The organism is Geminocystis sp. NIES-3709 (assembly GCF_001548115.1).
Classification (GTDB): Bacteria; Cyanobacteriota; Cyanobacteriia; order Cyanobacteriales; family Cyanobacteriaceae; genus Geminocystis.
Genome location: NZ_AP014821.1, coordinates 1,921,839 through 1,948,215 on the forward strand (window position 1 = coordinate 1,921,839; position 26,377 = coordinate 1,948,215).

Annotated in this window: 19 protein-coding genes and 1 pseudogene; 15 read left to right on the top strand and 5 right to left on the bottom strand. The window is 35.0% G+C overall.

The annotated features are described in order from the left end of the window. Nucleotides 1-68 precede the first annotated feature (68 nt). From ahcY to tilS, 3 genes are all read left to right on the top strand, one after another. On the top strand, nucleotides 69-1,346 hold the full coding sequence (ahcY, locus tag GM3709_RS08240) for an adenosylhomocysteinase (protein WP_066118210.1): 1,278 nt from the start codon (nucleotides 69-71) through the stop codon (nucleotides 1,344-1,346). Nucleotides 1,347-1,477: 131 nt separating this feature from the next. Next, nucleotides 1,478-1,975, top strand: a complete 498-nt coding sequence (locus GM3709_RS08245) for a pentapeptide repeat-containing protein (protein WP_066121819.1) — start codon at nucleotides 1,478-1,480, stop codon at nucleotides 1,973-1,975. A gap of 140 nt (nucleotides 1,976-2,115) precedes the next feature. After that, entirely contained in the window at nucleotides 2,116-3,093 is a 978-nt protein-coding gene (tilS, locus tag GM3709_RS08250; protein ID WP_066121821.1) for a tRNA lysidine(34) synthetase TilS, read from the top strand. A gap of 88 nt (nucleotides 3,094-3,181) precedes the next feature. Here tilS and GM3709_RS08255 read toward each other — a convergent pair whose 3' ends face one another. Next, nucleotides 3,182-5,335: a polyribonucleotide nucleotidyltransferase gene (locus GM3709_RS08255; protein ID WP_066118212.1), complete on the bottom strand. Its 2,154-nt coding sequence runs from the start codon at nucleotides 5,333-5,335 to the stop codon at nucleotides 3,182-3,184. A 351-nt stretch (nucleotides 5,336-5,686) separates the two neighbouring features. Continuing rightward, nucleotides 5,687-7,048 (bottom strand): ribosome biogenesis GTPase Der, encoded by a 1,362-nt coding sequence (gene der, locus GM3709_RS08260; protein WP_173645745.1) that lies wholly within the window; start codon nucleotides 7,046-7,048, stop codon nucleotides 5,687-5,689. A 226-nt stretch (nucleotides 7,049-7,274) separates the two neighbouring features. Here der and GM3709_RS08265 point away from each other — a divergent pair, with 226 nt between their 5' ends. The 3 genes from GM3709_RS08265 (at nucleotide 7,275) to GM3709_RS08275 (ending at nucleotide 10,915) form a co-directional block, all read left to right on the top strand. Next, nucleotides 7,275-8,369: an alkene reductase gene (locus GM3709_RS08265; RefSeq protein ID WP_066118216.1), complete on the top strand. Its 1,095-nt coding sequence runs from the start codon at nucleotides 7,275-7,277 to the stop codon at nucleotides 8,367-8,369. 123 nt (nucleotides 8,370-8,492) lie between these two features. Beyond that, complete coding sequence (locus GM3709_RS08270) at nucleotides 8,493-9,464, top strand: glutathione S-transferase family protein (protein WP_066118218.1); 972 nt, start codon at nucleotides 8,493-8,495, stop codon at nucleotides 9,462-9,464. A gap of 47 nt (nucleotides 9,465-9,511) precedes the next feature. Continuing rightward, entirely contained in the window at nucleotides 9,512-10,915 is a 1,404-nt protein-coding gene (locus GM3709_RS08275) for a mechanosensitive ion channel domain-containing protein (protein WP_066118221.1), read from the top strand. A gap of 6 nt (nucleotides 10,916-10,921) precedes the next feature. Here the strand turns inward: GM3709_RS08275 and GM3709_RS08280 are convergent, their stop codons facing one another. Then, nucleotides 10,922-11,599 carry an ATP-dependent Zn protease gene (locus GM3709_RS08280; RefSeq protein ID WP_066118223.1) on the bottom strand — a complete coding sequence of 226 codons (678 nt, stop codon included), beginning with the start codon at nucleotides 11,597-11,599 and terminating at the stop codon, nucleotides 10,922-10,924. Nucleotides 11,600-11,741: 142 nt separating this feature from the next. After that, entirely contained in the window at nucleotides 11,742-13,181 is a 1,440-nt protein-coding gene (gene sufB, locus GM3709_RS08285; RefSeq protein ID WP_066118225.1) for a Fe-S cluster assembly protein SufB, read from the bottom strand. Between the two features lie 625 nt (nucleotides 13,182-13,806). Between sufB and rpsD the strand changes: the two genes are divergently transcribed. From rpsD to GM3709_RS08315, 7 genes and pseudogenes are all read left to right on the top strand, one after another. After that, nucleotides 13,807-14,415, top strand: coding sequence for a 30S ribosomal protein S4 (gene rpsD / locus GM3709_RS08290; protein ID WP_066118227.1), 609 nt, complete (start codon nucleotides 13,807-13,809; stop codon nucleotides 14,413-14,415). 706 nt (nucleotides 14,416-15,121) lie between these two features. Continuing rightward, nucleotides 15,122-17,374 carry a photosystem I core protein PsaA gene (gene psaA, locus GM3709_RS08295; RefSeq protein WP_066118229.1) on the top strand — a complete coding sequence of 751 codons (2,253 nt, stop codon included), beginning with the start codon at nucleotides 15,122-15,124 and terminating at the stop codon, nucleotides 17,372-17,374. Between the two features lie 273 nt (nucleotides 17,375-17,647). Then, nucleotides 17,648-19,876 (top strand): photosystem I core protein PsaB, encoded by a 2,229-nt coding sequence (gene psaB, locus GM3709_RS08300; RefSeq protein WP_066118231.1) that lies wholly within the window; start codon nucleotides 17,648-17,650, stop codon nucleotides 19,874-19,876. A 215-nt stretch (nucleotides 19,877-20,091) separates the two neighbouring features. Then, the gene (locus tag GM3709_RS08305; protein ID WP_066118233.1) at nucleotides 20,092-20,955 is read left to right on the top strand and encodes an alpha/beta fold hydrolase; all 864 of its coding nucleotides are present in this window, start codon (nucleotides 20,092-20,094) and stop codon (nucleotides 20,953-20,955) included. 257 nt (nucleotides 20,956-21,212) lie between these two features. After that, nucleotides 21,213-21,433, top strand: a pseudogene (locus tag GM3709_RS21355) (ISKra4 family transposase); the annotation flags it as partial. 165 nt (nucleotides 21,434-21,598) lie between these two features. Further along, nucleotides 21,599-22,372 carry an ABC transporter permease gene (locus GM3709_RS08310; protein ID WP_066118234.1) on the top strand — a complete coding sequence of 258 codons (774 nt, stop codon included), beginning with the start codon at nucleotides 21,599-21,601 and terminating at the stop codon, nucleotides 22,370-22,372. 47 nt (nucleotides 22,373-22,419) lie between these two features. Then, entirely contained in the window at nucleotides 22,420-23,676 is a 1,257-nt protein-coding gene (locus tag GM3709_RS08315; RefSeq protein ID WP_066118236.1) for a HAMP domain-containing sensor histidine kinase, read from the top strand. Between the two features lie 6 nt (nucleotides 23,677-23,682). Here GM3709_RS08315 and rseP read toward each other — a convergent pair whose 3' ends face one another. Next, nucleotides 23,683-24,777, bottom strand: a complete 1,095-nt coding sequence (gene rseP, locus GM3709_RS08320) for an RIP metalloprotease RseP (RefSeq protein WP_066118237.1) — start codon at nucleotides 24,775-24,777, stop codon at nucleotides 23,683-23,685. A gap of 446 nt (nucleotides 24,778-25,223) precedes the next feature. On the opposite strand from rseP, the gene rpsL reads away from it, so the two are divergent. Both rpsL and rpsG read left to right on the top strand, forming a co-directional pair. After that, the gene (gene rpsL, locus GM3709_RS08325) at nucleotides 25,224-25,598 is read left to right on the top strand and encodes a 30S ribosomal protein S12 (protein ID WP_066118239.1); all 375 of its coding nucleotides are present in this window, start codon (nucleotides 25,224-25,226) and stop codon (nucleotides 25,596-25,598) included. 132 nt (nucleotides 25,599-25,730) lie between these two features. Further along, nucleotides 25,731-26,201 carry a 30S ribosomal protein S7 gene (rpsG, locus tag GM3709_RS08330; RefSeq protein ID WP_066118240.1) on the top strand — a complete coding sequence of 157 codons (471 nt, stop codon included), beginning with the start codon at nucleotides 25,731-25,733 and terminating at the stop codon, nucleotides 26,199-26,201. The last annotated feature ends 176 nt before the right edge of the window (nucleotides 26,202-26,377 follow it).

Below are 26,377 nucleotides of genomic sequence, written 5' to 3' on the forward strand. Positions count from 1 at the left end.
TTTTTATAGCTCTCTCAGATGAGGTAGGGTATGATTAAAAGTGTAAAGTTTTATTTAGATAACAACTAATGGTTGCAATCCCTACCAAATTAAATTACGATATTAAAGATATTAATTTAGCAAGTTTAGGTCGTCAAAGAATTGAATGGGCCGCCCGAGAAATGCCTGTTCTAGCTCAAATAAGAGATCGTTTTAACGCTGAAAAACCTTTAGCTGGTATTCGTTTAGTCGCTTGTTGTCACGTTACCACTGAAACAGCTAATTTAGCGATCGCACTTCAAGCTGGAGGAGCTGATGCAGTATTAATTGCCAGTAACCCTCTTTCCACTCAAGATGATGTGGCCGCCTGTTTAGTAAATGATTACGGGATGCCCGTTTTTGCCATCAAAGGTGAAGATAACGCTACCTATCACCGTCATGTACAAACAGCATTAGATCATAAACCTAATGTAATCATTGATGATGGTTCAGATGTAGTTGCAACTTTGATTAAAGAAAGACAACATCAACTTGCAGATTTAATTGGCACAACAGAAGAAACCACCACTGGCATTGTGCGCCTAGAAGCAATGTTTAGAGATGGTGTTTTAACCTTCCCCGCCATGAATGTCAATGATGCTGATACTAAACACTTTTTTGATAATCGTTACGGAACAGGACAATCTACCCTTGATGGTATTATTAGAGCTACTAATGTTCTTTTAGCTGGTAAAACTCTTGTGGTTGCTGGTTATGGATGGTGTGGTAAAGGTGTCGCAATGCGAGCTCGTGGTTTAGGTTCAAACGTGGTTATCACTGAAATTAATCCCGTAAAAGCGATCGAAGCCGCTATGGATGGTTTCCGTGTTATGCCCATGAGTGAAGCCGCTAGTATTGGTGATGTTTTTGTGACTGTTACAGGGAATAAGCATATTATCCGTAAAGAACATTTTGAAACCATGAAAGATGGTGCAATGGTATGTAATTCTGGTCACTTTGACATTGAAATTGACTTAGAAACATTAAAAGGAATGTCAAGAGATGTAAAAGAAGTACGCAATTTTACCCAACAATATTTACTCAATAATGGTAAATCTATCATCGTATTAGGTGAAGGACGTTTAGTGAATTTAGCCGCCGCAGAAGGACATCCTAGTGCCGTTATGGACATGAGTTTTGCTAACCAAGCCTTAGCTTGTGAATATTTGGTTAAAAATCAAGGCAGTTTACAACCCGGTATTCATTCCATTCCCACAGAAGTAGATCAAGAAATTGCTCGATTAAAATTACAAGCGATGGGTATTAATATTGATACTCTTACCCCTTCTCAAATTGAGTATATGAACTCTTGGACTGTAGGAACGTAATTACTGAGTAATAGATAGTGAATAGTGAATAGTGAATTTTTAAAAACTTGTATCGCAATCCTCTATTATTTGTGAATCATTGAACAATACCAAATTTATCAAATCTCTTTAAGTTTTTATATTTATTTATGTTGAAAAAATTGATTCGTTTTTTTGTTTTAATTTTAAGTTTAGTAATCTTATTTACTCCTCATCGTGCTATGGCGGCTAGTTCTACTGCAGTAACATCAACCTTTGAAAGTAAAGATTTAAGTGGACAAGATTTTTCTGGACAAAATTTACAACTAGCAGAGTTTACCAAAGTAAAATTGGAAAATGCAAATTTTAGTAATGCAGATTTGAGAGGAAGTGTTTTCAACGGTGTCATGGCAGATAAAATTAATTTATCTGGTTCGGATTTTACCAACGGTTTAGCTTATGTCACCAGTTTTAATGATGCAGATTTAAGAAATACTATTTTTAGAGAGGCAATCATGTTACGATCGACTTTTAATAATGCTCAAATAACTGGTGCAGACTTTACTCAGGCAGTCTTAGATAGTCAACAAATCATGAAACTATGTAAATATGCTGATGGTATCAATGCTACTACAGGTGCGAGTACTCGTCAATCTCTTGGTTGTCCATAGATTTTGAATAATTTTTTAGGTTATACAAGTGGAGAGGTGAATAGGTTGACAGATCGAGGAGTCTCAAATGTTTGTATGGACAGGCTATCATAGTAAACATTTATCGTTATTTGGGAATCGTTATTATCTATAAGTCTCAAATGTTTGTATGGACAGGCTATCATAGTAAACTACATCAAGTATTAAAAGATCGCCAACTGTTGCCAAAAAACAGTAAAATTCTGATTGCTCTATCAGGAGGACAAGATTCTCTCTGCTTAACCCGTTTATGCTCAGATTTACAGCCAAAATGGCATTGGCAAATTGCGATCGTTCATTATGATCATGGTTGGGTGTTAGATGAAGGATTAGCTAATCATGTTGAGAAAATTGCCAAAAACTGGGATATTGAGTTTTACTTAGAACAAGCTAAAGAGAAAATTGCCGAAACAGAAGCAGAAGCTCGAAAATATCGCTATGAGGCTTTCGTCAATGTTGCCACTCATCATAAATTTGATTATTTATTGACAGGACACACTTTAAGCGATCGAGCAGAAACTTTCATCTATAACTTAACTAGAGGTGCAGGAATGGAAGGCTTAACCGCTTTGAATTGGATAAGACAACTTAATGATCATCTTACTCTAGTACGACCTTTGCTCAACTTTACTCGTAATGACACCCTTACTTTTTGTCAACAATTACAATTACCTATTTGGCAAGATAAATATAACGATAATAAAAAATTTGCCCGTAATCGCATTCGTCTTGATTTGATACCGTATCTCAAAAAAGAATTGAACCCACAGATTGAGCAACATTTAACCCAAACAGCAGAAATTTTACGGGGTGATGTGGAATTTTTAACGGAAGAAGCCGAAAAATTATTTAATTTAGCTATTACCGAAGATAAAAATAATTTAAAACGATCTATATTAAAAGATAAACCCCTCAGTTTACAAAGAAGGGTTATAAAGGTTTTTTTAGCCCAAAAACTAGAAATAATGCCTAATTTCGAGCAAATAGAAGCCGTTGTAAGGTTAATTAATGCACCTAACCTTGATCGAACTTCTAGCTTATCTAAAGGACGTTTTGCCCAAGTTAAAAAGGATTTTATTACAATCAGTGATGAAAAATAAATAAACTCTTCTACCTGTCCACTTGTCATCCTCTCATCCTGTCCTGTCTCTACCGACAGAAAACTACATAAGTTTTAGCTTCCCATCTCTAAATCTGAGATTCTTGACGGGCGATCGCCGCTTGTTCAGGGTGGATACCTAAACGAGTTAAATTCAAACGTCCTTTTTGATCAAAACCACGAATTTTGACCACAATTTCATCCCCAATAGTAACTTCATCTTCTACTTTACCTACACGATGTTCTGCTAATTGAGAAATATGAATCATACCTTCTTTGCCGGGTAAAACTTCCACAAATGCACCAATATCGATAACACGAGTTACACGCCCTAAATACACATCTCCCTCGTTAAGTTTACGAGTCATGGTTTGAATGATGCGTTTGGCTTGTTGGGCTCTTTCAGCTTGTACAGCACAAATAGTAACAGTACCATCGTCAGCAATATCGATTTTTGAACCAGTTTGTTCAGTAATACCTTTGATCGTCTTACCACCTGGTCCAATAACTAAACCAATCATATCAGGATCGATTTTCATGGTCATTAAACGAGGTGCATAGGGTGACAATTCTGTACGGGGAGTATTAATGGTTTTCATCATTTCTCCTAAGATATGTAAACGGGCTTCTCTGGCTTGTTTTACTGCCTCAGAGATGGTTTCCATTCTTAAACCCGTAATTTTCATATCCATTTGTAAAGCAGTAATACCGCTATCAGTACCAGCTACTTTAAAATCCATATCCCCTAAAAAGTCTTCGATACCCTGAATATCGGTTAAGATACGCACTTCATCCCCTTCTTTAATTAATCCCATAGCGGCACCACTCACAGGCTTAGTAATGGGAACTCCAGCATCCATTAAGGCTAAGGTTGAACCGCATACCGAACCCATAGAAGTTGAACCGTTGGAAGACAATACTTCAGAAACTACTCTGATTACATAAGGAAAGTCTTCTTGAGGTGGTAAAACAGGAGTTATAGCTCTTTCAGCTAAAGCACCATGACCAATTTCTCGTCTTCCGGGGGGGCGTAAGGGTTTAGTTTCCCCTACGGAATAAGGAGGAAAATTATAGTGATGAAGGTAACGTTTTTCAAAGTCAGGATGTAAGTCATCCGCTAAATCTTGAGCGTCTCCTGATGTGCCTAGAGTTGCGATCGAAAGTACTTGAGTTAAACCCCGTTGAAATAAACCGCTACCGTGAACTCTGGCAGGTAATAAACCAACACGGGAAGAAATAGGCCGTACCTGATCTAATTTCCGTCCATCAACCCTCACACCATCTTCAATAATTTGACGGCGCATCAGTTTTTTGGTTAACTGTTTAAATAGGTTCGGAAGAAGTTTAGAATTTTCAGCTATAGCGATTTTAATTTCATCTTCATCCCCCAAAGCGTTAATGGCTTCTTGTACACTAGCTTGAATAGTGTCTAAGGCTTCATCTCTAGCATTTTTATCGTAGTCAAAATGACATAGAATCTGTTTAATTTCCTCACTAGCTTTTTCGTGAATAAAATTAACTACAGCAGGGTTATCTTCTTCTTTATTTTCGATTTTGATTTCAATACCTAACTCTTGGATGAGATCTTTTTGAGCTTGAATTAATTCTAAAATTGCCTCATAGCCAAATTCGATCGCCTCAATAATATCTTGTTCTGGTAACTGATTCGCCCCAGCTTCCACCATGACAATACCATCAGGAGTTCCAGCAACAACTAAATCAAGATCGCCGTTTTCGATTTCTCGAAAAGTAGGGTTAATAATAAATTCATCATGAACTAATCCAACTCTTACGGCCGCCATGGGACCATAGAAGGGAATTTGAGCCACTAAAGTTGCGATCGAAGCTCCAGTAACAGCTAACACATCGGGGGGTACTTCCTCATCCATAGATAGAGTAGTAGCGACAATTTGTAGATCATCTCTCAACCATGATGGAAAAAGAGGACGCAAAGGTCGATCGATTAAGCGACTTGTGAGAGTTGCTCGTTCTGGAGGTCTTCCTTCACGACGTAAAAATCCACCCGGAATACGTCCGGCCGCATACAATCTTTCTTCATAATCCACAGTCAGAGGTAGAAAATCAATACCTTCTCTGCCTTTAGTACGAGTTGCCGTTACCAAAACTGCGGTTTCACCTGCTTGAATTAAAACCGTTCCTCCCGCTTGAGGTGCTAATAATCCGACTTTAATTTTTATATCTCTTCCTTCAAAAAAAGAAATTGACTTATTATATTCTTCCATTCAACTTTTTTCCTTATTCTTCGCTTTTCTCTATAGAGATAGATTTAGACTCAATAATTTATAGAATCTTCTACAAATATCTTGTGGTTAGGCACTATCAACCCACCTTCCCAATGTATAGAAAGGAATTTTCTGATTGTTTTCAATCAAGATTCTGCTGAACAATACTCCCGTAAGAGTTTTTCAGATATTTAGGTAAACTCTAACATAAATTTGTACACTATTTTCTTAGTTTAAGATTCTTAAAATAGAGTTATTTCAGAAGTTTTTTAATAAAAGAAATAATATAAACTTCGATCGTACCTATTGAGATTCAGATTTTCAATAACTCAAAAGAGCCATATAGTATAGTTACACTTTTGTCGCACGATTTGCTCCCAGATTCTCTCCTTCCCGCAGACGTTTGCCACGCCAAAGTAATTTTAATGGTGTGCCTTTAAAGCCTAATTGTTGACGGAATTGTTTTTCAATATAACGACGATAATTATTATCTAATCGTTTGGGATCATTCACAAATAAAGCGATCGTCGGAGGTTTACTGGCGACTTGAGTACCATAGTAAATGCGCCCCTGTTTTCCCTGTCTGGTAGTGGGAGGAGAGTGCCATTTAGTTGCTTCTTCTAAAACTTCATTGATTACTGCGGTAGTAACTCGTTTTTTATGACCTTCGGCGGCGTTATCAACCAAATCTAAAATAGTTTCTACTCGTTTACCTGTCATGGCGGACACAAAAACTCGTTCTGCCCATTCCATGAAAAATAGTCGATCGTCTAGCATTTTTTGATATTCATAGATGGTATGGGAGTCTTTTTCTACTGCATCCCATTTATTAGCGATAATAATGGCCGCCCTACCTTCTTCGATGATTCTTCCTGCTAATTTTAAATCTTGCTCCGTTACACCATCTAAGACATCGATAACGAATAATACCACATCAGCCCGTTTTATGGCTTTAAATGCCCTATTGATTCCGAAAAATTCCGCTCCATAGTCAACATTTTTTTTGCGCCTAATACCTGCGGTATCAATTAATCGATAGGTTTTACCATTTCTTTCTACTACCATATCGATCGCATCACGAGTTGTACCGGATACAGGACTAACAATAGCACGATTTTCCCCTGTTAAAGCATTTAAAAGACTCGATTTACCTACATTTGGTCTTCCAATAATAGCGACCCTGATTTCTTCTATTTCCTCTATTTCGTCTATGGTGGGAAGGTATTGAATTAAGTCATCTAATAGTTCTGCCGTACCATTCCCATGAATAGCAGAAAGGGCGTAAGGTTCACCTAAACCCAAATTCCAAAACTCTGCACTTTGAATTAATCCTTGTTTTTCAGATTCACACTTATTGACAGCTAAAACGATTGGAACATTTTGAGTACGCAACCATGCCGCTATTTCTTCATCTCCGGCAGTTAATCCCATTTGTCCATCTACAACAAATATCGCTGCTACTGCTTCTGCTAATGCCGCTCTAGCTTGTTCACGAATGAAGGGTAAAAATTCTGTATCGTCGTCAAAAACTAGCCCACCTGTATCTACCACCTGAAATTCTCTGTCTCGCCAAAATGCCGGACGATAGGTACGATCTCGTGTTATACCTGGTTCATCATAAACGATTGCATCTTGTTCTCCAGACAAACGATTGACTAAGGCAGATTTACCAACATTGGGACGGCCGATTATGGCAACGATAGGAAGCATGATTTTTAGAATTGAACATAGCCTTACCATTGTAGCGTATTTTAAGAGGCAATGAAAAATCAGAAATATTCAACACAATGGACAATTGGCTAAAAAGAGAGGCTTTAAACCTTGAATGGATCAATTATCAATTGGTAAATTTAATTATCTCCATTACTCTCAGATCGCTATATTATTTAATTAAACACTTTGATTTAAACTTTAAACTTCTAGCTTCAAATATCCACTTATGGTGAATCTTAATATTTTTTCTCCTTTTCACTTAGGAGATTATATCTTGCCTAATAGGATTATTATGGCACCTATGACTCGTTTAAGAGCAAATAGTGACGGAACTCCAACAGAGTTAATGGGAACTTATTATGCTCAAAGAGCAACGGCAGGATTGATCATAACTGAAGCTACAATGATTTCCCCTTTATCTCATGGCTATATGAATTGTCCGGGTATTTATAATGATAAACAAACGGAAGGTTGGAAATTAGTTGTCGAAAAAGTACATCAACAACAAGGAAAAATTTTTCTGCAATTGTGGCATAGTGGTAGAATTTCTCATCCTGCTTTATTGAATGGTGAATTACCGATCGCACCTAGTGAAATTTCCGCCGTTGGACATTTACACACCCCCATTGGTAAAGTATCTTTAGAAACTCCTCGTGCTTTAGATATTAAAGAAATCCCTTTAATTGTTGAGCAGTTTTATCAGGCTTCAGTTAATGCATTGAATGCTGGTTTTGATGGTGTAGAGTTACATGGTGCATTCGGTTATTTAATTGACCAATTTTTACAAGATAGCTCTAATAAACGTACTGATGAATATGGAGGATCGATCGCTAATCGTAGTCGTTTTTTGTTAGAAATAGTCGAAGCTGTTAGAGGTGTTTGGGGAGATAAAAAAGTAGGAATTAAACTTTCTCCTAGCAACACTTTTTACGGAATATCTGATTCTAATCCGGTGAATTTATTTAGCTATATTTTAAATGTTTTAAATGACTATAATTTAGCTTATATTCATCTAATGGAACCTAGTGATATAGACTTAGCAACTGGTAATGTTATTACGTCGGTATTAGATACTTTTAAAAATTTTTATAACGGCACAATTATTACTAATGGGGGTTATGATAAAAGCAAAGCTAATGATGTAATTTCTTCGGAAAAAGCTGATTTAGTGTCTTTTGGCCGGCCTTTTATTGCTAATCCCGATTTGGTAACACGTTTAGAAATTTCTGCATCATTGAATGAAACTGACGGAAAAACAATCTATGGTCAAGGTACAAATAATGCTGAACACGGATACACAGATTATCCTTTTTTAACTTAATCAAAACAAGCTACATCATGGGGATATAATTTCTATTTTATATGGAAAAATTTAAAGAATTATATTCTCATCAATTCTTTTAAATCCGGTCATAAAAATAATCACTAATTAACAATAAAATTTATGGGACTTCTAGTTAATGGTGTTTGGTCTAATCAATTGTATGATGCAGTTACAGATCAGGGCAAATTTATTCGTCAAGCATCCCAGTTTCGTAACTGGATTACCTCTAATGGCAGTGCAGGAATCACGGGCAAAGGCGGTTTTAAGGCAGAATCAGGACGTTACCATCTCTATATATCATTAGCTTGTCCTTGGGCTCATCGTACTTTGATTTTTCGCACTTTAAAAAGACTAGAAAATATGATAACCATATCGATCGTCAATTGGTTTATGGGGGAAAATGGTTGGACATTTGCCGAAGATGAAGGGGTAATCAGTGATCCTTTATTTAATGCTGAATACTTATATCAAATTTATACGGAAGGTGATGCTAATTATACGGGTAAAGTAACAGTTCCTGTCCTTTGGGATAAAGAAACTCACACTATTGTTAATAATGAATCGGCAGAAATTATCCGAATGTTTAATAGTGCTTTCAATCGTATCGGTGGGAAAGAAAATGACTATTATCCTAAAGATTTAAGACAAGAAATTGATAGTTTAAACGATCGTATATATCATAATATCAATAATGGGGTTTATAAATGTGGTTTTGCCACTACTCAACAAGCCTATGAGGAAGAATTAATTCCTCTATTTGAAACCCTTGACTGGTTAGAAGAAAAACTCTCTCGTCAACGGTATCTTACAGGCGATCGTATTACAGAAGCAGACTGGCGATTATTTCCTACTTTAGTCCGTTTTGATGCGGTTTATGTTGGGCATTTTAAATGCAATATTCGTCGAATTGTTGACTATCCAAATATTTGGGGTTATCTACGAGAACTTTACCAAATAGAAGGTATTGCACAAACTGTGAATTTTAGACATATCAAAAGACATTATTATCAAAGTCATAAAACGATTAATCCTACAGGAATTGTACCATTCGGTCCAGAAATTGATTTTTTATTACCAGTTGATCGATTTTAATTAATAATTAATTACCAATAAATTTAATATTTTAAACAGTAAAATTGATGATTAAATGGTTGAATAATATTTTTACAAATCCCTTATTTTCTTTAAAAGGAAATAGTATTTCTTTAGGATGGATTTTGCAAGTTCTAGGATTACTAATTTTAGTTACTCTTTTTGCTAGATTTACTAAAAAATTTTTAAAAAATAGAATTCTTTTAACTTTTAAAATTAGTGATAGTAATAGAGAAGTCATTTCCACTTTTATAGCTTTTAGTATCGCCAGTATTGGTTATATAATAGCTATTCAAACTATGGGAATTAATTTAACATCTTTAGCTGTAATAATTGGAGGTTTAGGAGTTGGTATCGGCTTTGGTTTTCAGGATTTAACTCGTAACTTAATCAGTGGAGTTACCTTGTTAGCAGAAGGAAAATTAAAAGTCGGAAATCTAATTCAATTTCAAGAAAAGTTAGGATATATCAGAGAAATATCGATTCGTTGTACCGTTGTTAAAACTATTGAAGGTTCAGAATTAATTATTCCCAATACAGAGTTAACAAATAGTACTGTTATCAATTGGAATTATGATAATTGTCAGGGTAGAATTGAAATTAAAATAGGTATAGCTTACGGTAGTGATTTATTACTTGTGACGGATGTTTTATTAAAGTCTGCTTCTCTGATAAAAGAGGTTTTACATAATCCACCACCAAAGGTTATATTTCTTGGTTTCGGAGATAATGCGTTAGATTTTGCTTTATGGATATGGGTTAACAAAATTAATCTTACTCCTTTTATTAAAAGTTCTTTACTCTATGTTATTGAACATAATCTAAGAAAAAATAATATTAAAATTCCTTTTCCTCAAAGAGATATTTGGTTACAAAATGTTGATTCTTTTGAGGATATTCAAAACATCCCAAAACAAGTATTAACCCCCCATGAGTCTTTAAAAGAATTGTTATTCAAATTTAACTTATTTCATGATTTTGATGATTTACAATTAATCCGTTTAATAGAAATGAGTAGTCAGCGTTATTTATATCCAGAAGAAATTCTTATTAAACAGGGAGAATACGGGGATTTTTTCGCTCTGATTTTAGAAGGAGAAATTGAGGCAATTTTAGAGACAAATATAACTAAAAATTCTTTATTTTTCTTTACTCAAGGGCAATATTTTGGAGAATTACCACTACTTTTAAATACTCCTTATCCGACTACAATGAAGGCTACAAAACTAACAAGGTTATTCTTAATCAATGGAGAAAATTTCCATAATTTAATTAAAGAATATCCTTTTTTAGCGGAACAAATTATTCAAGAATTAAGCGATCGACAAAATATAATTCAACTTTGTCAAAAACAATTACAAGAAATGGGATTACTCCAACAAGAAGAAATTAAAAACCCTCTCCTTTGGCTTCGTAAATATTTCAAACAAATTTTTACTTGTGAAACATAGATTATTCTAACTTTTATAAATAGAAATAATCTCTTGACATTCTGTTATTGATTTGCGTTGTTTCATTGCTTCTACTAAAGCTAAATAAGATTCTTTATTTTCTTTTATAATAGTAGTTGCCTGTAAAATAGCTAATCTTTTTTTAATTTGAAAATTAGAAGAAGTAAGAGTTAAATTGCTATAAATTTTTTGAAATTGCTGTACATCATCTTCTCCTCCTTGACTATTATTATATATAAATTGTTCTCCTGCTATTCCTGCCATTAAAACAACTCCAAAACGTTCGATCGATCGATTAAATTCTTTTACATCTTGATATTTTTCTTTGAGAAAATTGGTATCAAATATAACTCCTCCTAAACCAACACTACTATTTTTAATTGCTTCCCAAGGGCTTAAATTGTAACCAGTTATCGGAATTTGATACAGATAAGCTGTTAAAAAGTGTCCTGCTTCATGATAAATAATACGTTGTTTTTGCTCTTGAGATGCGAAAATATTTAATAATAAATTAACTCCCTGATTTTTCCATGATAAAGTATCAAAAGTTACCAAACCTAATAATAAAAATGTTACCCCAGCCGGAATATAAGGTGAAAGATTAAAAAGAGGCCCCAATAAAACGGATAAAGTAATGGTAAAAATAGTAATAGCGAGAATGTTTAAACCAGTTTCTTCTTGCATTAATTTGTTTTTCCTAGTAATAACAATAACATCTATTTTTATTCAGGGTTTATCTTTAGTTCTAATGGCAAAGTTTCTTAAAATAGTCGATCGTTAATAGTTAATCTTTTCTTTTTTATTGTCAATTATCAATTATCAATTGTTAGCCAACACTGCCTTCTAATTTTAGACTGAGAAGTTTATCAGCTTCTGCGGCAAATTCCATCGGCAACTCGTTTAACACGTCTTTGCAAAATCCACTTACTAACATTGATACCGCATTTTCTTCAGAAATACCCCGTTGAGCAAAATAGAACAATTGATCTTCTCCAATTTTTGAAGTAGAGGCTTCATGTTCAACTTTAGCACCACTGTTATCCACTTGAATATAAGGAAAAGTATTTGCTTGTGCATTATCACCAATTAACATAGAGTCGCATTGAGAGTAATTTCTTGCACCAGTTGCTTTATTACCCATTTTTACTAATCCACGATAGCTATTTTTCGAGTTTCCTGCGGATATTCCTTTAGAAATAATAGTACTGCGAGTATTTTTGCCAATATGGATCATCTTAGTTCCAGTATCCGCTTGTTGCATATTATTTGTCAAAGCGATCGAGTAAAATTCCCCAATAGAATTATCTCCGATTAACACACAACTGGGATATTTCCATGTTATAGCAGATCCCGTTTCCACTTGAGTCCAAGAAATTTTCGAGTTAACCCCTTTACATAAACCTCGTTTGGTGACGAAATTATAAATACCGCCTTTCCCCTTTTCGTCTCCTGCATACCAATTTTGTACAGTAGAATATTTTATCTCAGCATTATCTAAAGCTATCAATTCTACTACTGCCGCATGAAGTTGATTACTGTCGTACATAGGAGCAGTACAACCTTCCAAATAACTTACTGATGCACCTTCCTCGGCTACAATTAAAGTACGCTCAAATTGCCCTGTATCCCCATTATTGATGCGGAAATAAGTAGATAATTCCATAGGACATTTTACACCTTTAGGAATAAATACAAATGATCCATCGCTGAATACTGCACCATTAAGTGCGGCAAAATAGTTATCAGCAGAAGGCACAACACTTCCTAAATATTTTTGTACTAAATCAGGATGTTCTTGTAAGGCTTCAGAAATTGAGCAAAAAATAACTCCATCCTTTGCTAGTTTATCTTTAAAGGTTGTGGCGATCGAAACACTATCAAAAATTGCATCAACAGCTACATTACCCAAACGTTTTTGTTCAGATAAAGGAATACCGAGCTTTTCAAAAGTTTCTAAAAGAGTGGGATCAACTTCATCTAAACTATCTAATTTTTTCTTTTGCTGTTTCGGTGCAGAGTAATAGATAATATCTTGATAATTAATACTAGGATAACCAACGTGCGCCCATTTAGGTTCAGTCATTTTCAACCATTGACGATAAGCCTTGAGACGAAATTCCAACATAAATTCTGGCTCATTTTTTTTCATGGAAATTAATCTGACAACATCCTCACTTAAACCTTTGGGGATGGTATCCGACTCAATATCTGTAATAAATCCGTATTTATAAGGCTGATTGACTAAAGTTTTAACGGAAGCACTCATATTAATTTTAAAATATAGTAATTATTAATAGTTTAACAACATTTTTGTTGCTAAAGTCAATTTTATAACTGATAATTCACAATTGACAATGAAAAATTCATACTCCTTCAGTTTAGGATATTAATAGTAATAAAAAAATAAACTCCCGAAGATGTAAGACTTGCTAAAAATGTCAATAGAGCAGTCATAAATAGATTGTCTGAAAAAGGTTATCGGTGTTAGGTTTTAAAAGAGTTTTAATACTTTTGTTAATAATTGATTTTTCACATCCTGATATATTAAAGATATAGAAACATAGCTAGACTTTATATACCCCAAATGGATTTATTTATAGATAAAAATCTCTTTATTTGTGGAGTGTGCCAATTTTTGTATCTACTGAAATTATTTGACTATCATTCAAGATTTTATAATAGTATGGTCAATCTGAGCATTTTTAATGTAGAATTGTATATTTGGGTGTTAAAAGAAACCAAAAAAAACAATTCCGAAAGCTAATGGCTATGGAATAGAAGGGACAAGAGTAATCCCGTTTAGGTTTATACCTAAAAAAGTAACTTTGTAGATTTATCTGTGAAATTACAAACTCTAAATATAAAAAATATATAAGGAGAAAATAGTAAACATGGCTCGATATACAGGTCCTCGTTTGAGGGTAGTACGCCGTTTAGGAGATTTACCCGGTTTAACCCGTAAAAACGCCCGTCGTCAATATCCCCCCGGACAACATGGACAAAATCGCCGTAAACGCTCGGAATACGCCATTCGTCTCGAAGAAAAACAAAAACTTCGTTATAACTATGGTGTCAGTGAAACTCAATTAGTTCGTTATGTTAAAAAAGCTCGTAGAGTTACTGGATCTACTGGTCAAGTATTATTACAATTATTAGAAATGCGTCTCGATAATACCGTTTTTCGTCTTGGCATGGCACCTACCATTCCCGGATCTCGTCAATTGGTGAATCACGGTCATATTATGGTTAATGGTAAAGTAGTTGATATTGCTAGTTATCAGTGTCGCCCCGGTGATGTCATCAGCGTTAGAAAAAGAGATCGTTCTGTTAATATTGTCAAAAATAATCTACTTAACCCCGGTTTAGCTAACCTCCCCAGTCATTTAGAATTTGATAAAGATAACCTCACTGGTAAAGTTAATGGTGTTATTGAAAGAGAATGGGTAGCTCTAAACATCAATGAACTACTCGTTATTGAGTACTACTCTCGTAAAGCATAGTTTTATTATCTTTTCCAGATCAAAATTTTTACGGTGGATCTGGAATAGAAAATAAATTACCAATTATCAACTAAGATTAAATTGACAGTTACTCTTCACTCTGTTTTTATTTAACTTCGGCTTTATGTAAGAATATTTATTTATCAAAGGTTTTATTTCATAGTCTAAGCTTTCTTGCGATCGTCAAATTTTCATACTACAATAAAAAATCTTGTTGAATAATTGTTATTCACTAATGTGTTCGCGAAATTTTTATTACCCAATAATAAATTTTAATTAAATTCTCTCTTTTAAAAAAAATTATTATCTCTAAAATATTACAAACTATTTATATATAGCAATTCTTATATTTATGAGGTACACAGAGCAGACTCGAACCCCATTTTTATTAAGAAATAGGTGTACCTTACTATTTAGATAAACGCTATATATCTATCATAGTTAATTAGCTCATTTTCATCAAAATTATCATGAATTCAGAATATTTATACAATTAAGTTCCAATTGATGACTATTTACTATTTTCATAAAGAAAAGTAACAAAATCTTGACTAAAATGAGAAAACATTAAAATAAAAAACTCTGTCTGAGGGAATATTAAGCAAATTTTAAATATTGTTAAGCAATCCCCACATCGGTGACAAAATACCATTATCATCTTGGTTAATGTAGTAGTTTAAGTATTTTGTCGAGAGAGGAGTTCCTCATGACAGTAAGCCCTCAAAAAGAGGCGAAAGCTAAAGTTATTGTAGATAAAGATCCCGTTCCCACCTCCTTTGAAAAATGGGGTAAGCCAGGACACTTTGATCGCACTTTAGCTAGAGGTCCCAAAACCACCACTTGGATTTGGAATCTTCACGCCGATGCACATGATTTCGATAGTCAAACCAGTGATTTAGAAGATATTTCTCGGAAAATCTTCAGCGCTCACTTTGGTCATTTAGCAGTAGTATTCGTTTGGTTGAGTGGAATGTACTTCCACGGAGCTAAATTTTCTAACTACTCTGCATGGTTAGCCGATCCTTTAAACGTTAAACCAAGCGCTCAAGTTGTTTGGTCTGTTGTCGGTCAAGACATCCTCAACGGTGACGTTGGCGGTGGCTTCCACGGTATTCAAATTACCTCTGGCTTATTCCAATTATGGAGAGCCTCTGGAATCACCAACGAGTTTCAGCTTTACTGTACTGCCATCGGTGGTTTAGTAATGGCTGGTTTAATGCTCTTTGCTGGTTGGTTTCATTACCACAAAGCCGCTCCCAAGTTGGAATGGTTCCAAAATGCGGAATCCATGCTCAATCACCACTTAGCTGGTTTATTGGGATTAGGTTCATTAGGATGGGCAGGTCACCAAATTCATGTATCTTTACCTATTAATAAGTTATTAGATGCGGGTGTTGCTCCACAGGATATTCCCTTACCTCATGAATTTATCCTAGATCCAAGCAAGATGGCTGAGTTATATCCCAGCTTTGCTCAAGGTTTAACACCATTCTTTACCTTAAATTGGGGAGTTTATTCTGACTTCTTAACTTTTAAAGGTGGTTTAAATCCTGTTACTGGTGGCTTATGGTTGTCGGATACTGCTCATCATCACTTAGCGATCGCAGTATTATTTATCATTGCAGGTCATATGTACCGCACCAACTGGGGTATAGGTCATAGCATTAAAGAAATCTTAGAAGGACATAAAGGCCCCTTTACTGGAGAAGGTCATAAAGGACTCTATGAAATCTTAACCACATCTTGGCACGCACAATTAGCCATTAACCTCGCTTTATTAGGTTCTTTGACTATTATTGTTGCGCAGCATATGTACGCAATGCCTCCTTATCCTTACTTAGCTACGGATTATGGTACTCAGTTATCTATCTTCACTCACCACATGTGGATCGGTGCATTCTTAATTGTCGGTGCTGGAGCTCATGCTTCTATCTTCATGGTTCGTGACTACGATCCTGCTAAGAACGTTAATAACCTCTTAGACAGAGTACTCCGTCACCGTGACGCAATTATTTCTCACCTCAACTGGGTCTGTATCTGGTTAGGCTTCCACAGCTTCGGGTTGTACATTCATAACGACACCATGAGAGCTTTAGGTCGTCCTCAAGATATGTTCTCTGACTCCGCAATCCAATTACAGCCTATCTTTGCTCAATGGATTCAAGGTCTTCATACTGCTGCGGCTGGTGCAACTGCTCCTTTTGCTGGTGCAACTGCTAGTTATGCCTTCGGTGGAGATGTTGTGGCAGTGGGTGGAAAAGTAGCAATGATGCCTATTACTCTAGGTACTGCGGATTTCATGGTTCACCATATTCACGCTTTCACTATTCACGTTACCGTATTAATCCTCCTCAAAGGTGTGCTTTATGCTCGTAGCTCCAGACTTGTCCCTGACAAAGCTGAGTTAGGATTCCGCTTCCCTTGTGATGGACCCGGTCGTGGTGGTACTTGTCAAGTCTCTGGATGGGATCATGTCTTCTTAGGTTTATTCTGGATGTACAACTCCATCTCTGTTGTTATCTTCCACTTTAGTTGGAAAATGCAATCTGATGTTTGGGGAACTGTCTTACCTGATGGTACTGTTTCTCATATCACCGGTGGTAATTTTGCCCAAAGTGCTATTACTATCAACGGCTGGTTAAGAGATTTCTTATGGGCCCAGGCTGCTAACGTAATTAACTCTTATGGTTCAGCTTTATCTGCTTATGGCATCATGTTTTTAGCAGGTCACTTTATCTTTGCTTTTAGCTTAATGTTCTTATTTAGCGGACGTGGCTACTGGCAAGAATTAATCGAGTCGATCGTTTGGGCTCATAATAAACTCAAATTAGCCCCCGCAATCCAACCCCGTGCTTTGAGTATTGTTCAAGGTCGTGCGGTAGGTGTCGCTCACTATCTATTAGGTGGTATTGTGACTACATGGGCATTTTTCCTCTGCCGTATCCTATCGGTAGGTTAAGAATGTAAACTTTCACTAACGAGTGAGAGTTTAGTCGGCAAAATAAGTTATAAAATAACCAATAAAGCCGTTTTCAAAACAAAGGCTTAATAGATTGAAGTCTATAGTTCATCTAAAAACGAAGCTATTAACCCCTTAAAAAACAACTTTAAAATTACTTGCCTAGAGAATTTAACCTTTTAATATCTCTGGGCAAGAGCAAAAAACAAAATAGAGCAGCGTATTTTAATCGTTGACCCTCATTGTGTAACAGGAGAATTCCTAAAAAAAGCTATGGCAACTAAATTTCCCAAATTTAGCCAAGATTTAGCCCAAGATCCAACTACACGCCGGATATGGTACGGAATTGCTACCGCTCATGATTTTGAAACTCATGACGGTATGACCGAAGAGAATCTCTACCAAAAGATTTTTGCTTCTCATTTCGGTCACTTGGCAATCATCTTCTTATGGACTTCCGGAACTGTATTTCATGTAGCTTGGCAAGGCAATTTTGAGCAATGGATCAAAGATCCTTTAAACGTCCGTCCCATCGCCCATGCAATTTGGGATCCCCATTTCGGTCAAGGTGCGATCGATGCGTTCACCCAAGCGGGGGCATCTAGTCCCGTAAACGTGGCTTATTCTGGTGTTTACCACTGGTTTTATACCATTGGGATGACCAATAATCAAGATTTGTACACTGGGGCAGTATTTTTATTAATTCTATCCTCATTATTCTTGTTTGCTGGTTGGTTACACTTACAGCCTAAGTTTCGTCCTAGCCTTTCTTGGTTTAAAAATGCCGAGTCTCGCATGAACCACCACTTAGCTGGTTTATTTGGTGTTAGCTCTTTAGCATGGGCTGGTCACTTAATACACGTTGCTATTCCTGAATCTCGTGGCGTTCACGTTGGTTGGGATAACTTCTTAAGTGTTAAACCTCACCCTGCTGGACTCGCTCCTTTCTTTACTGGTAACTGGGGCGTTTATGCTCAAAACCCTGATACAGCTAGTCAGGTTTTCGGAACTTCAGATGGTGCAGGAACTGCGATTTTAACTTTCTTAGGTGGTTTTCATCCTCAAACCGAATCTCTCTGGTTGACTGACATTGCTCATCACCACTTGGCGATCGCTGTTATCTTCATTATTGCTGGTCATATGTACCGCACTAATTGGGGAATTGGTCATAGTATGAAGGACATCTTAGCCGCTCATAATCCACCACAAGGTACTCCTTTTGGCGGCATGATTGGTGCTGGTCATAAGGGAATCTATGATACCTATAACAATTCTTTGCACTTCCAACTTGGATGGCACTTGGCTTGTTTAGGAGTGGTTACCTCTTTGGTAGCTCAACATATGTACTCAATGCCTTCTTACGCCTTCATTGCCAGAGATTACACTACTCAAGCTGCACTTTATACTCATCACCAGTATATTGCTGGATTCTTGATGGTAGGTGCTTTTGCCCACGGTGCTATCTTCTTGGTTCGTGACTATGATCCTGAAGGTAACAAAGATAACGTTTTAGCAAGAGTCTTAGAACACAAAGAGGCGATTATTTCTCACTTAAGCTGGGTATCTCTTTTCTTAGGTTTCCACACTTTAGGACTTTATGTTCACAATGATGTTGTGGTTGCTTTTGGTACTCCTGAGAAACAAATCTTAATCGAACCTGTATTTGCTCAATGGATTCAAGCGGCTCATGGTAAAGCCCTCTACGGTTTCGATACTTTGTTATCTAATCCTGATAGTGTTGCTTCCACAGCTTATCCTAATTATGGCAATGTTTGGTTACCCGGTTGGTTAGATGCTATTAATAGCGGTACTAACTCCTTATTTCTCACCATTGGACCTGGCGACTTTTTAGTTCACCATGCCATCGCATTAGGGTTACACACTACTACCTTAATTCTGGTTAAAGGTGCTTTAGATGCTCGTGGTTCTAAATTAATGCCTGATAAAAAAGACTTTGGTTTCTCCTTCCCTTGTGATGGACCTGGTCGTGGTGGTACTTGTGACATCTCTGCATGGGATTCCTTCTACCTTGCTATGTTCTGGATGCTCAACACTCTAGGTTGGTTAACCTTCTACTGGCATTGGAAACACCTTGGTATCTGGACTGGTAATGTTGCTCAGTTCAACGAAAACTCAACTTATTTAATGGGTTGGTTCAGAGATTACTTATGGGCGAACTCTGCTCAGTTAATTAATGGTTATAATCCTTACGGTGTAAATAACCTCTCCGTCTGGGCTTGGATGTTCTTATTCGGACACCTTGTTTGGGCAACTGGTTTCATGTTCTTAATCTCTTGGCGTGGATATTGGCAAGAATTAATCGAAACCATCGTTTGGGCTCACGAACGTACTCCTCTAGCTAACTTAGTTCGCTGGAAAGATAAACCCGTTGCTCTTTCGATCGTTCAAGCTCGTTTGGTTGGTTTAGCTCACTTCACTGTTGGCTATATTCTTACCTATGCAGCTTTCTTAATTGCTTCTACTGCTGGTAAGTTCGGTTAAAGGATCTTATTAGTATTAAGTAATTAAAAATAAAGCCCTCTGCCTTTTTGGTAGGGGGTTTTTTATTAATCTATTCAATCAAAAAGTAAAATTAATCAAAGTCTTATGAGATAATAATTATCTTCTAAAAATTTTCTCTAGTTCTATTGTTTCGAAAAATCATGAATTGCTTTATTTTGTCTCAATAACTTCTAATAATAATTAATAATTAAAAAATGACGATGGATCAACAAGGAAAAATCAATATTAGAGGGGTGAATCATTATTACGAATGGATTAGACAACCCTCACAAAATAATTATCCCAAGCCAGTTATGGTTTTTATTCACGGTTGGGGAGGCTCTTGTCGTTATTGGCGTAGCACGGCAAAAGCAATTATTGATGATTATGACTGTTTACTTTATGATATGCGCGGTTTTGGTCAATCTACAGAAGAAAAAGGCATAAATATTGGTTATGAATTAGAAGATTATGCTCAAGATTTATTGATTTTATTAGACACATTAAACCTAGATAAAATTTATTTTAATGCTCATTCTATGGGTGCATCGATCGGGACGGTTTTTATTAATTTAGCACCGGAAAGAATCCACAAAGCGATCTTAACTTGTAATGGAGTTTTTACTTATAATGCTCTTGCTTTTTCTGCTTTTCATAAAGTAGGTGGTTATGTGGTTAAATTCCGTTATAATTGGTTTTTAAAAGTTCCTTTTGCAGATAAAATGTTTATGGCAAGATTCTTACATCAATCTATTCCTAAAGATATGAGTATTGCCTTTTTAGAAGACTTTTTATTGGCAGATTATAACGCCGCTTTAAATACAATTTACTCGTCAGTAAGTAAAAAAGCAGTAGAAATTATGCCCCAAGAATTTGCCAAAATAAAAGTACCAACTTTACTCATTTCTGGTGAAAAAGATCAGATAATTCCAGCAGATATGGGTAAAGCGGCCGCTCTTTTAAATACTGAAAATATTTATTATGTCGAAATTCCCAAAACAGGACATTTTCCCATGCTAGAAGATACTCCAACTTATTTAACTACCCTTAAAAACTTTCTTAGGAATCAATATACTTAACTTAACTGTGTCTATTGAAACCATCTACCAAAAACGTTAGGAAGTAGAAGTCTTTGATAAAATCTTAAAATCAAATACAAGTTTGGCAAATTCACCAACAAGATGTATTCGGACTCAATAGACCTCTACAAAATATAATAAAAAGAAATACTTTTCAATTTTGCCTTGTAGTGGAAGAATGTGAACTCTCAAAAGTTGTCTAGGAAAGATAACAATTAGTCAAAAACAAGCACAGTGTTTAGGATCATTGTAAGAAGTATTTAAGAAAATATCGTCATCGAATCGTAAACTATAAATATTGTCAAAAAAAAAAATGTGTTCCGTGTAAAGTGGAACGGTAGAATCGGGAGTAAAACAAATTAGGGAAAGAATAAAAATCAGAGGGGCACAATGGAAAAAAGAGTCTGTGAATAAAATATTACAGTTACGCTGTGCTTATCTCAATGGAGACTTAGGACTATTTACTCAAACAGGTTAATTTAATTCTTGTTGTCACTTCCTATATGGTTTTCTCTTCTTATAAGAATGGGATACTCTTCTTTTTCTCTATTATAATTTGTAATTCGAGGTTCAGTTCACAAGTTAGTATTTAGTGAACTTTTATGATTGTTAACAATAATTAAATTTTAAGTTATTTAAAAAAATGAATTTTATTCGCATTTTAGCGATCGCAACTAATGGTTTTCGAGAAGTAATTAGAGATCGTATTTTATATGTACTGGGTTTCTTTGTATTATTACTTGTGTTAGCATCTCGCATTTTGCCACCTATTGCAGTCAGTGCAGACGGAAAAATTTTTTTAGATTTAGGTATTGGTGCTATAAGTTTATTAGGTGCGATCGTAGCAATTTTTGTAGGTACAGGATTAATTAATAAAGAGATTGAAAAACGAACTGTGTTAATTCTTGTACCAAAGCCTCTGACTACCACAGAGTTTATTTTGGGAAAACACTTAGGTTTATCCGGTGTACTTTTCGTATTGGTAGGAACTATGACTACCTTTTATTTTATATTAATGAATTTATTGGGTATAACTTATCCCTTTCAAAGCTTGCTAATTGCGATCACATATATTTTATTAGAATTAATGCTATTGATAGCTATAGCCATGACTTTCGGAGTATTTACCAGTTCTATTTTAGCCACACTTTTGAGCTTTGGTGTGTATATAATGGGGCATTTAAGTAAAGATCTGTTAGAATTAGGTAAAATCACGGAAAATGTTGGAATAGAGAGAATAACAAAAACTCTTTTCTTAATTCTGCCAGATTTGGAAAGATTAAACTTAAAAAATGAAGCAGTTTACAATATCTTACCAAATACAGGGGAATTAATTAACAGTTTAATTTATGGGGTTCTGTACATAATTCTTTTATTAACTATTACAATTACTATATTTTCTCGTCGTCAATTCTAAAAGTTGTTGACTACCTTCCATTTTTAGCTAAAATAAATTTAAAAAATATGGAAAACAACCTAATTTTAGACAGAGTTGATTCCAACGAAATTCATGATTATTTGCTTTTTTTGTTGGAAACTTCAGATGAAATTAACTTTTTTTGTGAATCTAGTTATCAGATACTTTCTAATTATTTAAAGTTGAATAGTTTCATTGTAACCAGTTTCTCTGAAAATACTGATCAATGTGAGATTGTTTATCAAAATTTTAACACAACATCTTCTGAAGAATATTTATCCACTGTTTTTTCTCTAGTAAATAAATCTTTAGAAGATAAATTAAAAAGAAAAATTTATTTCAATTTTCATAATAATATCAATAATTATTTTGAGGGTTTTTGTCATTTAACTAATCATAACAATAATAGCTATTTTTATTTATTATCTCTACAATTTAAAGGAAAATATATTGGAAATTTATTAATAGATTTTGAAAAGTTTTATAAAACAGAAAATGAAGCAAAAAAAGTTATTATTTTACTTGGTAAATATCTAGCTATTTATCTTTATGAAAAACTATTAGAATTTAAACAACAAGATTTAGAAAAACAGAAACAAAAGTTAAATCAAAGTAAAGAAAATCAAAGTGAATATTTGTCAAAAATGAATCACGAGTTAAGAACTCCAATTTCTGCGGTTATAGGTTTTGCAAAAATGTTACAGCAACAGCTATACGGTGAATTAAATGCAAAACAAGCTCAATATGTAGATGCAATTTATCAATCAGGAAAGTATTTGTTAGATTTAATTAGTGATTTATTGGATATATCAAAAATTGAAGCCAATAAAGAGGATTTATATATTGAAAAAATTTTAGTAAATGAGTTGTGTGAATCTTCCTTAGCTTTAATAAAAACTAATGCTGAACAACGAGGACTAAAATTAATTCTCACCATTGAAGATAGTATAAAGTATTGTTATATCGATCGACGTCGCATTCAACAAGTATTAGTGAATTTGTTGTCTAACGCCGTAAAATTTACTGAAACTGGTTTTATTACTCTTGATGTAAAAGAGGAGAATAATTGTATATTTTTTAGAGTGATTGATACAGGTATTGGAATTAGTCAAGAATCACAAAAAAAATTATTTCTTCCCTTTTCTCAATTAAATACTCATCTTCATAGACAATCGAAAGGTAGTGGTTTAGGACTCGTTATTTCTCGTGAATTAGCTAAACTTCATGGAGGAGATATTACCTTAATTTCAGAAGAAAATAAGGGTAGTTGTTTCACTTTATATCTTCCCCAAGTTCATAAATAAATAGTTTTATTCGGGAAAAAATTGTTGTACAAATGCTAAATTAGCGGTGTCTCTTAGAATAAGAAATATTCCTAAACCTAGTAATAAAACTAATCCTGTTTGCATGATCCCCTCTTGTAATTTGTTAGGCAGAGGTTTTCCCATAATTCCTTCTACAGCTAAAAATGCCAATTGTCCGCCGTCAAGGGCCGGTAAAGGTAAAATGTTGATAATAGCTAAGTTAATACTAATTAAAGCTCCAAACTGAAATAAGTTACCTAAATCATTCTTGGCTAATTCTGCTCCCACCGCTACGATCGCAATTGGCCCCGCTACTTGTTTTACATTTTCCTGAAAATTACTAATTAATTGAGCAAAACCTTGTATAGTCAGTTTTGTATAACGTTCAAATTGTTCCGCTCCCACGGTAAATGCTTCTACAATATCATGAGGACGACGTTTGATAAATGCCCCATTAGGTGCTAACATCACCCCTATTTTTCCTTTTCCATTATCCGATAATTCTGGTGTTACAGGTAAAATAAAAGTCTCATTACCTCTTTTCACCGTGAATTTTAAACTTTCATTGGGAGATTCTTGAATAGTTTTTCTTAAAGTCTCTAAAGCAGTTTCTTCGGCCGGTAATATTTGATTATTGATACCCAGAATAATATCTCCTTTTTGCAATCCTGCACTTAAAGCAGGGGAATTCACCTCTGTGATAATTTCGGGAATCAAAACACCGGGTTGATAGTTTATATCTTGTATGCCAACAGTTATAGCTTGACTTACTAATAAAAAATAAGCAAAAATTAGATTGGCAATGACTCCGGCACTAATTACGATCGCACGATCGAAGACTGGACGATTACGGAGTAGATTAGGATCATCTAAAGAAATGTTACTATCAGGATCATCATCAGGAAAACCCACATAACCACCTAAGGGGAAAGCTCTTAATGCGTATTCTGTTTCCTTTCCATCATACTTAGCCAACACAGGCCCAAAGCCGATGGAAAATTTACTTACACGAATACCCTGTAATCTTGCCGCTCCAAAATGTCCTAATTCATGAACTACGATTAATAAACCTAAAACTGCGATCGCCGCCAATACTGACATAGTATCTAATTTTACTTACAAAATTCTTTAGAGTCTATTATAACCTCAGTTACTATGAACAATCATTGAGACTTGAAATGAAACCTAAAAAAATTAGTTTTTTCCGATATTACCTGAGTTCGAGGTATTAAACTTTAACTAATATCTAATTCGGATCATCAGTTATAACAATACTTTGCGTCATGAGCGGTCTTTGCGAGAAATTCTACTATTATTATTCAATAGTTTTGAATCAATTATTCTCATATTTCCCTATTCTCTATTCCTTTTTTCCTCTCTTTACCGATAATTTTATAGTTCACCCTTGGTAATATTGATAGGGCAATTAGATTAACAATTGACAAACATTCAAAAAATAAGATAAGATCATAGATTGTCACTGGTACGATATACTAGAGGCAAATTATATTTATATATACAGAAATGGTGTATAAAAAGCATATCTTATGCCAACTATTCAACAATTAATTCGTAGCGAACGCGCCTTAATTCAAAAGAAAACTAAATCTCCAGCCCTTAAAGAATGTCCTCAGCGTCGTGGGGTTTGTACAAGAGTTTATACTACAACTCCCAAAAAACCTAACTCAGCATTGAGAAAAGTAGCAAGGGTTCGTTTAACTTCTGGTTTTGAAGTAACTGCATATATTCCCGGTATTGGTCATAACCTTCAGGAACACTCCGTAGTGTTAATTAGAGGTGGCAGGGTGAAAGATTTACCCGGTGTAAGATACCACATAGTTAGAGGAACTCTTGATGCAACAGGAGTAAAAGACAGAAAGCAAGGACGCTCTAAATATGGAGCAAAACGTCCGAAAGCCTAGAATAAGAAAACATAATTAAAAATAAAAGAGATTTAATTTTCGGTGTAGAAATTTAAAACTCTCCTTTTTGTTGTGTTATCCATCACTAGATTAAATAATTAATTCCATAGTAATTTTTTAAGGATAAATATAATGTCTCGTAGAAGTAAAGCTAAAGTGGTGGAAGTTCCACCAGATCCCCTTTATAACAGTCGCTTGGTTAACATGACCATCCGTAGAATCATGAAAGATGGGAAAAAATCTCTCGCCGCTAGAATTTTATATGATGCTTTAAGTATCATTGCTGAAAGAACTGGCACTGAAGCGATGGAAACTTTTGAAAAAGCTATCAAAAACCTTACCCCTTTAGTAGAAGTAAAAGCCAGACGGGTTGGTGGTGCAACTTATCAAGTACCTATGGAAGTTCGTACTTCTCGTGGTAGTAGTCTAGCTTTGCGTTGGTTGATCCAATTTTCTCGTAAAAGAAGCGGTAAAACTATGTCTATGAAATTGGCTAACGAAATCATGGACGCCGCTAATGAAACTGGTGGAGCAATCAAAAAAAGAGAAGAAACCCATAAAATGGCTGAAGCTAACAAGGCTTTTGCTCATTATCGTTACTAAGACTTTTATAAGAAGTTAGGCAACAACCCAAGCAAATTAATTAATAATTAAAATATCTCAATTGATTTTTTTTATTTTGCGACACATTTAATCTACATTTTTTCAATTTACTTTCCTAAGAGTGGTAAGTTTTGTAAAGAACAGTGTAGAATAGTAAACGGTGTCAATTTTTAGCA

Coding starts and splice junctions, on each gene's coding strand:
- ahcY (WP_066118210.1), top strand. CDS start 69: ATGGTTGCAATCCCTACCAAATTAAATTACGATATTAAAGATATTAAT.
- tilS (WP_066121821.1), top strand. CDS start 2,116: ATGTTTGTATGGACAGGCTATCATAGTAAACTACATCAAGTATTAAAA.
- GM3709_RS08255 (WP_066118212.1), bottom strand. CDS start 5,335: ATGGAAGAATATAATAAGTCAATTTCTTTTTTTGAAGGAAGAGATATA.
- GM3709_RS08265 (WP_066118216.1), top strand. CDS start 7,275: ATGGTGAATCTTAATATTTTTTCTCCTTTTCACTTAGGAGATTATATC.
- GM3709_RS08270 (WP_066118218.1), top strand. CDS start 8,493: ATGGGACTTCTAGTTAATGGTGTTTGGTCTAATCAATTGTATGATGCA.
- GM3709_RS08275 (WP_066118221.1), top strand. CDS start 9,512: ATGATTAAATGGTTGAATAATATTTTTACAAATCCCTTATTTTCTTTA.
- GM3709_RS08280 (WP_066118223.1), bottom strand. CDS start 11,599: ATGCAAGAAGAAACTGGTTTAAACATTCTCGCTATTACTATTTTTACC.
- sufB (WP_066118225.1), bottom strand. CDS start 13,181: ATGAGTGCTTCCGTTAAAACTTTAGTCAATCAGCCTTATAAATACGGA.
- rpsD (WP_066118227.1), top strand. CDS start 13,807: ATGGCTCGATATACAGGTCCTCGTTTGAGGGTAGTACGCCGTTTAGGA.
- psaA (WP_066118229.1), top strand. CDS start 15,122: ATGACAGTAAGCCCTCAAAAAGAGGCGAAAGCTAAAGTTATTGTAGAT.
- psaB (WP_066118231.1), top strand. CDS start 17,648: ATGGCAACTAAATTTCCCAAATTTAGCCAAGATTTAGCCCAAGATCCA.
- GM3709_RS08305 (WP_066118233.1), top strand. CDS start 20,092: ATGACGATGGATCAACAAGGAAAAATCAATATTAGAGGGGTGAATCAT.
- GM3709_RS08310 (WP_066118234.1), top strand. CDS start 21,599: ATGAATTTTATTCGCATTTTAGCGATCGCAACTAATGGTTTTCGAGAA.
- GM3709_RS08315 (WP_066118236.1), top strand. CDS start 22,420: ATGGAAAACAACCTAATTTTAGACAGAGTTGATTCCAACGAAATTCAT.
- rseP (WP_066118237.1), bottom strand. CDS start 24,777: ATGTCAGTATTGGCGGCGATCGCAGTTTTAGGTTTATTAATCGTAGTT.
- rpsL (WP_066118239.1), top strand. CDS start 25,224: ATGCCAACTATTCAACAATTAATTCGTAGCGAACGCGCCTTAATTCAA.
- rpsG (WP_066118240.1), top strand. CDS start 25,731: ATGTCTCGTAGAAGTAAAGCTAAAGTGGTGGAAGTTCCACCAGATCCC.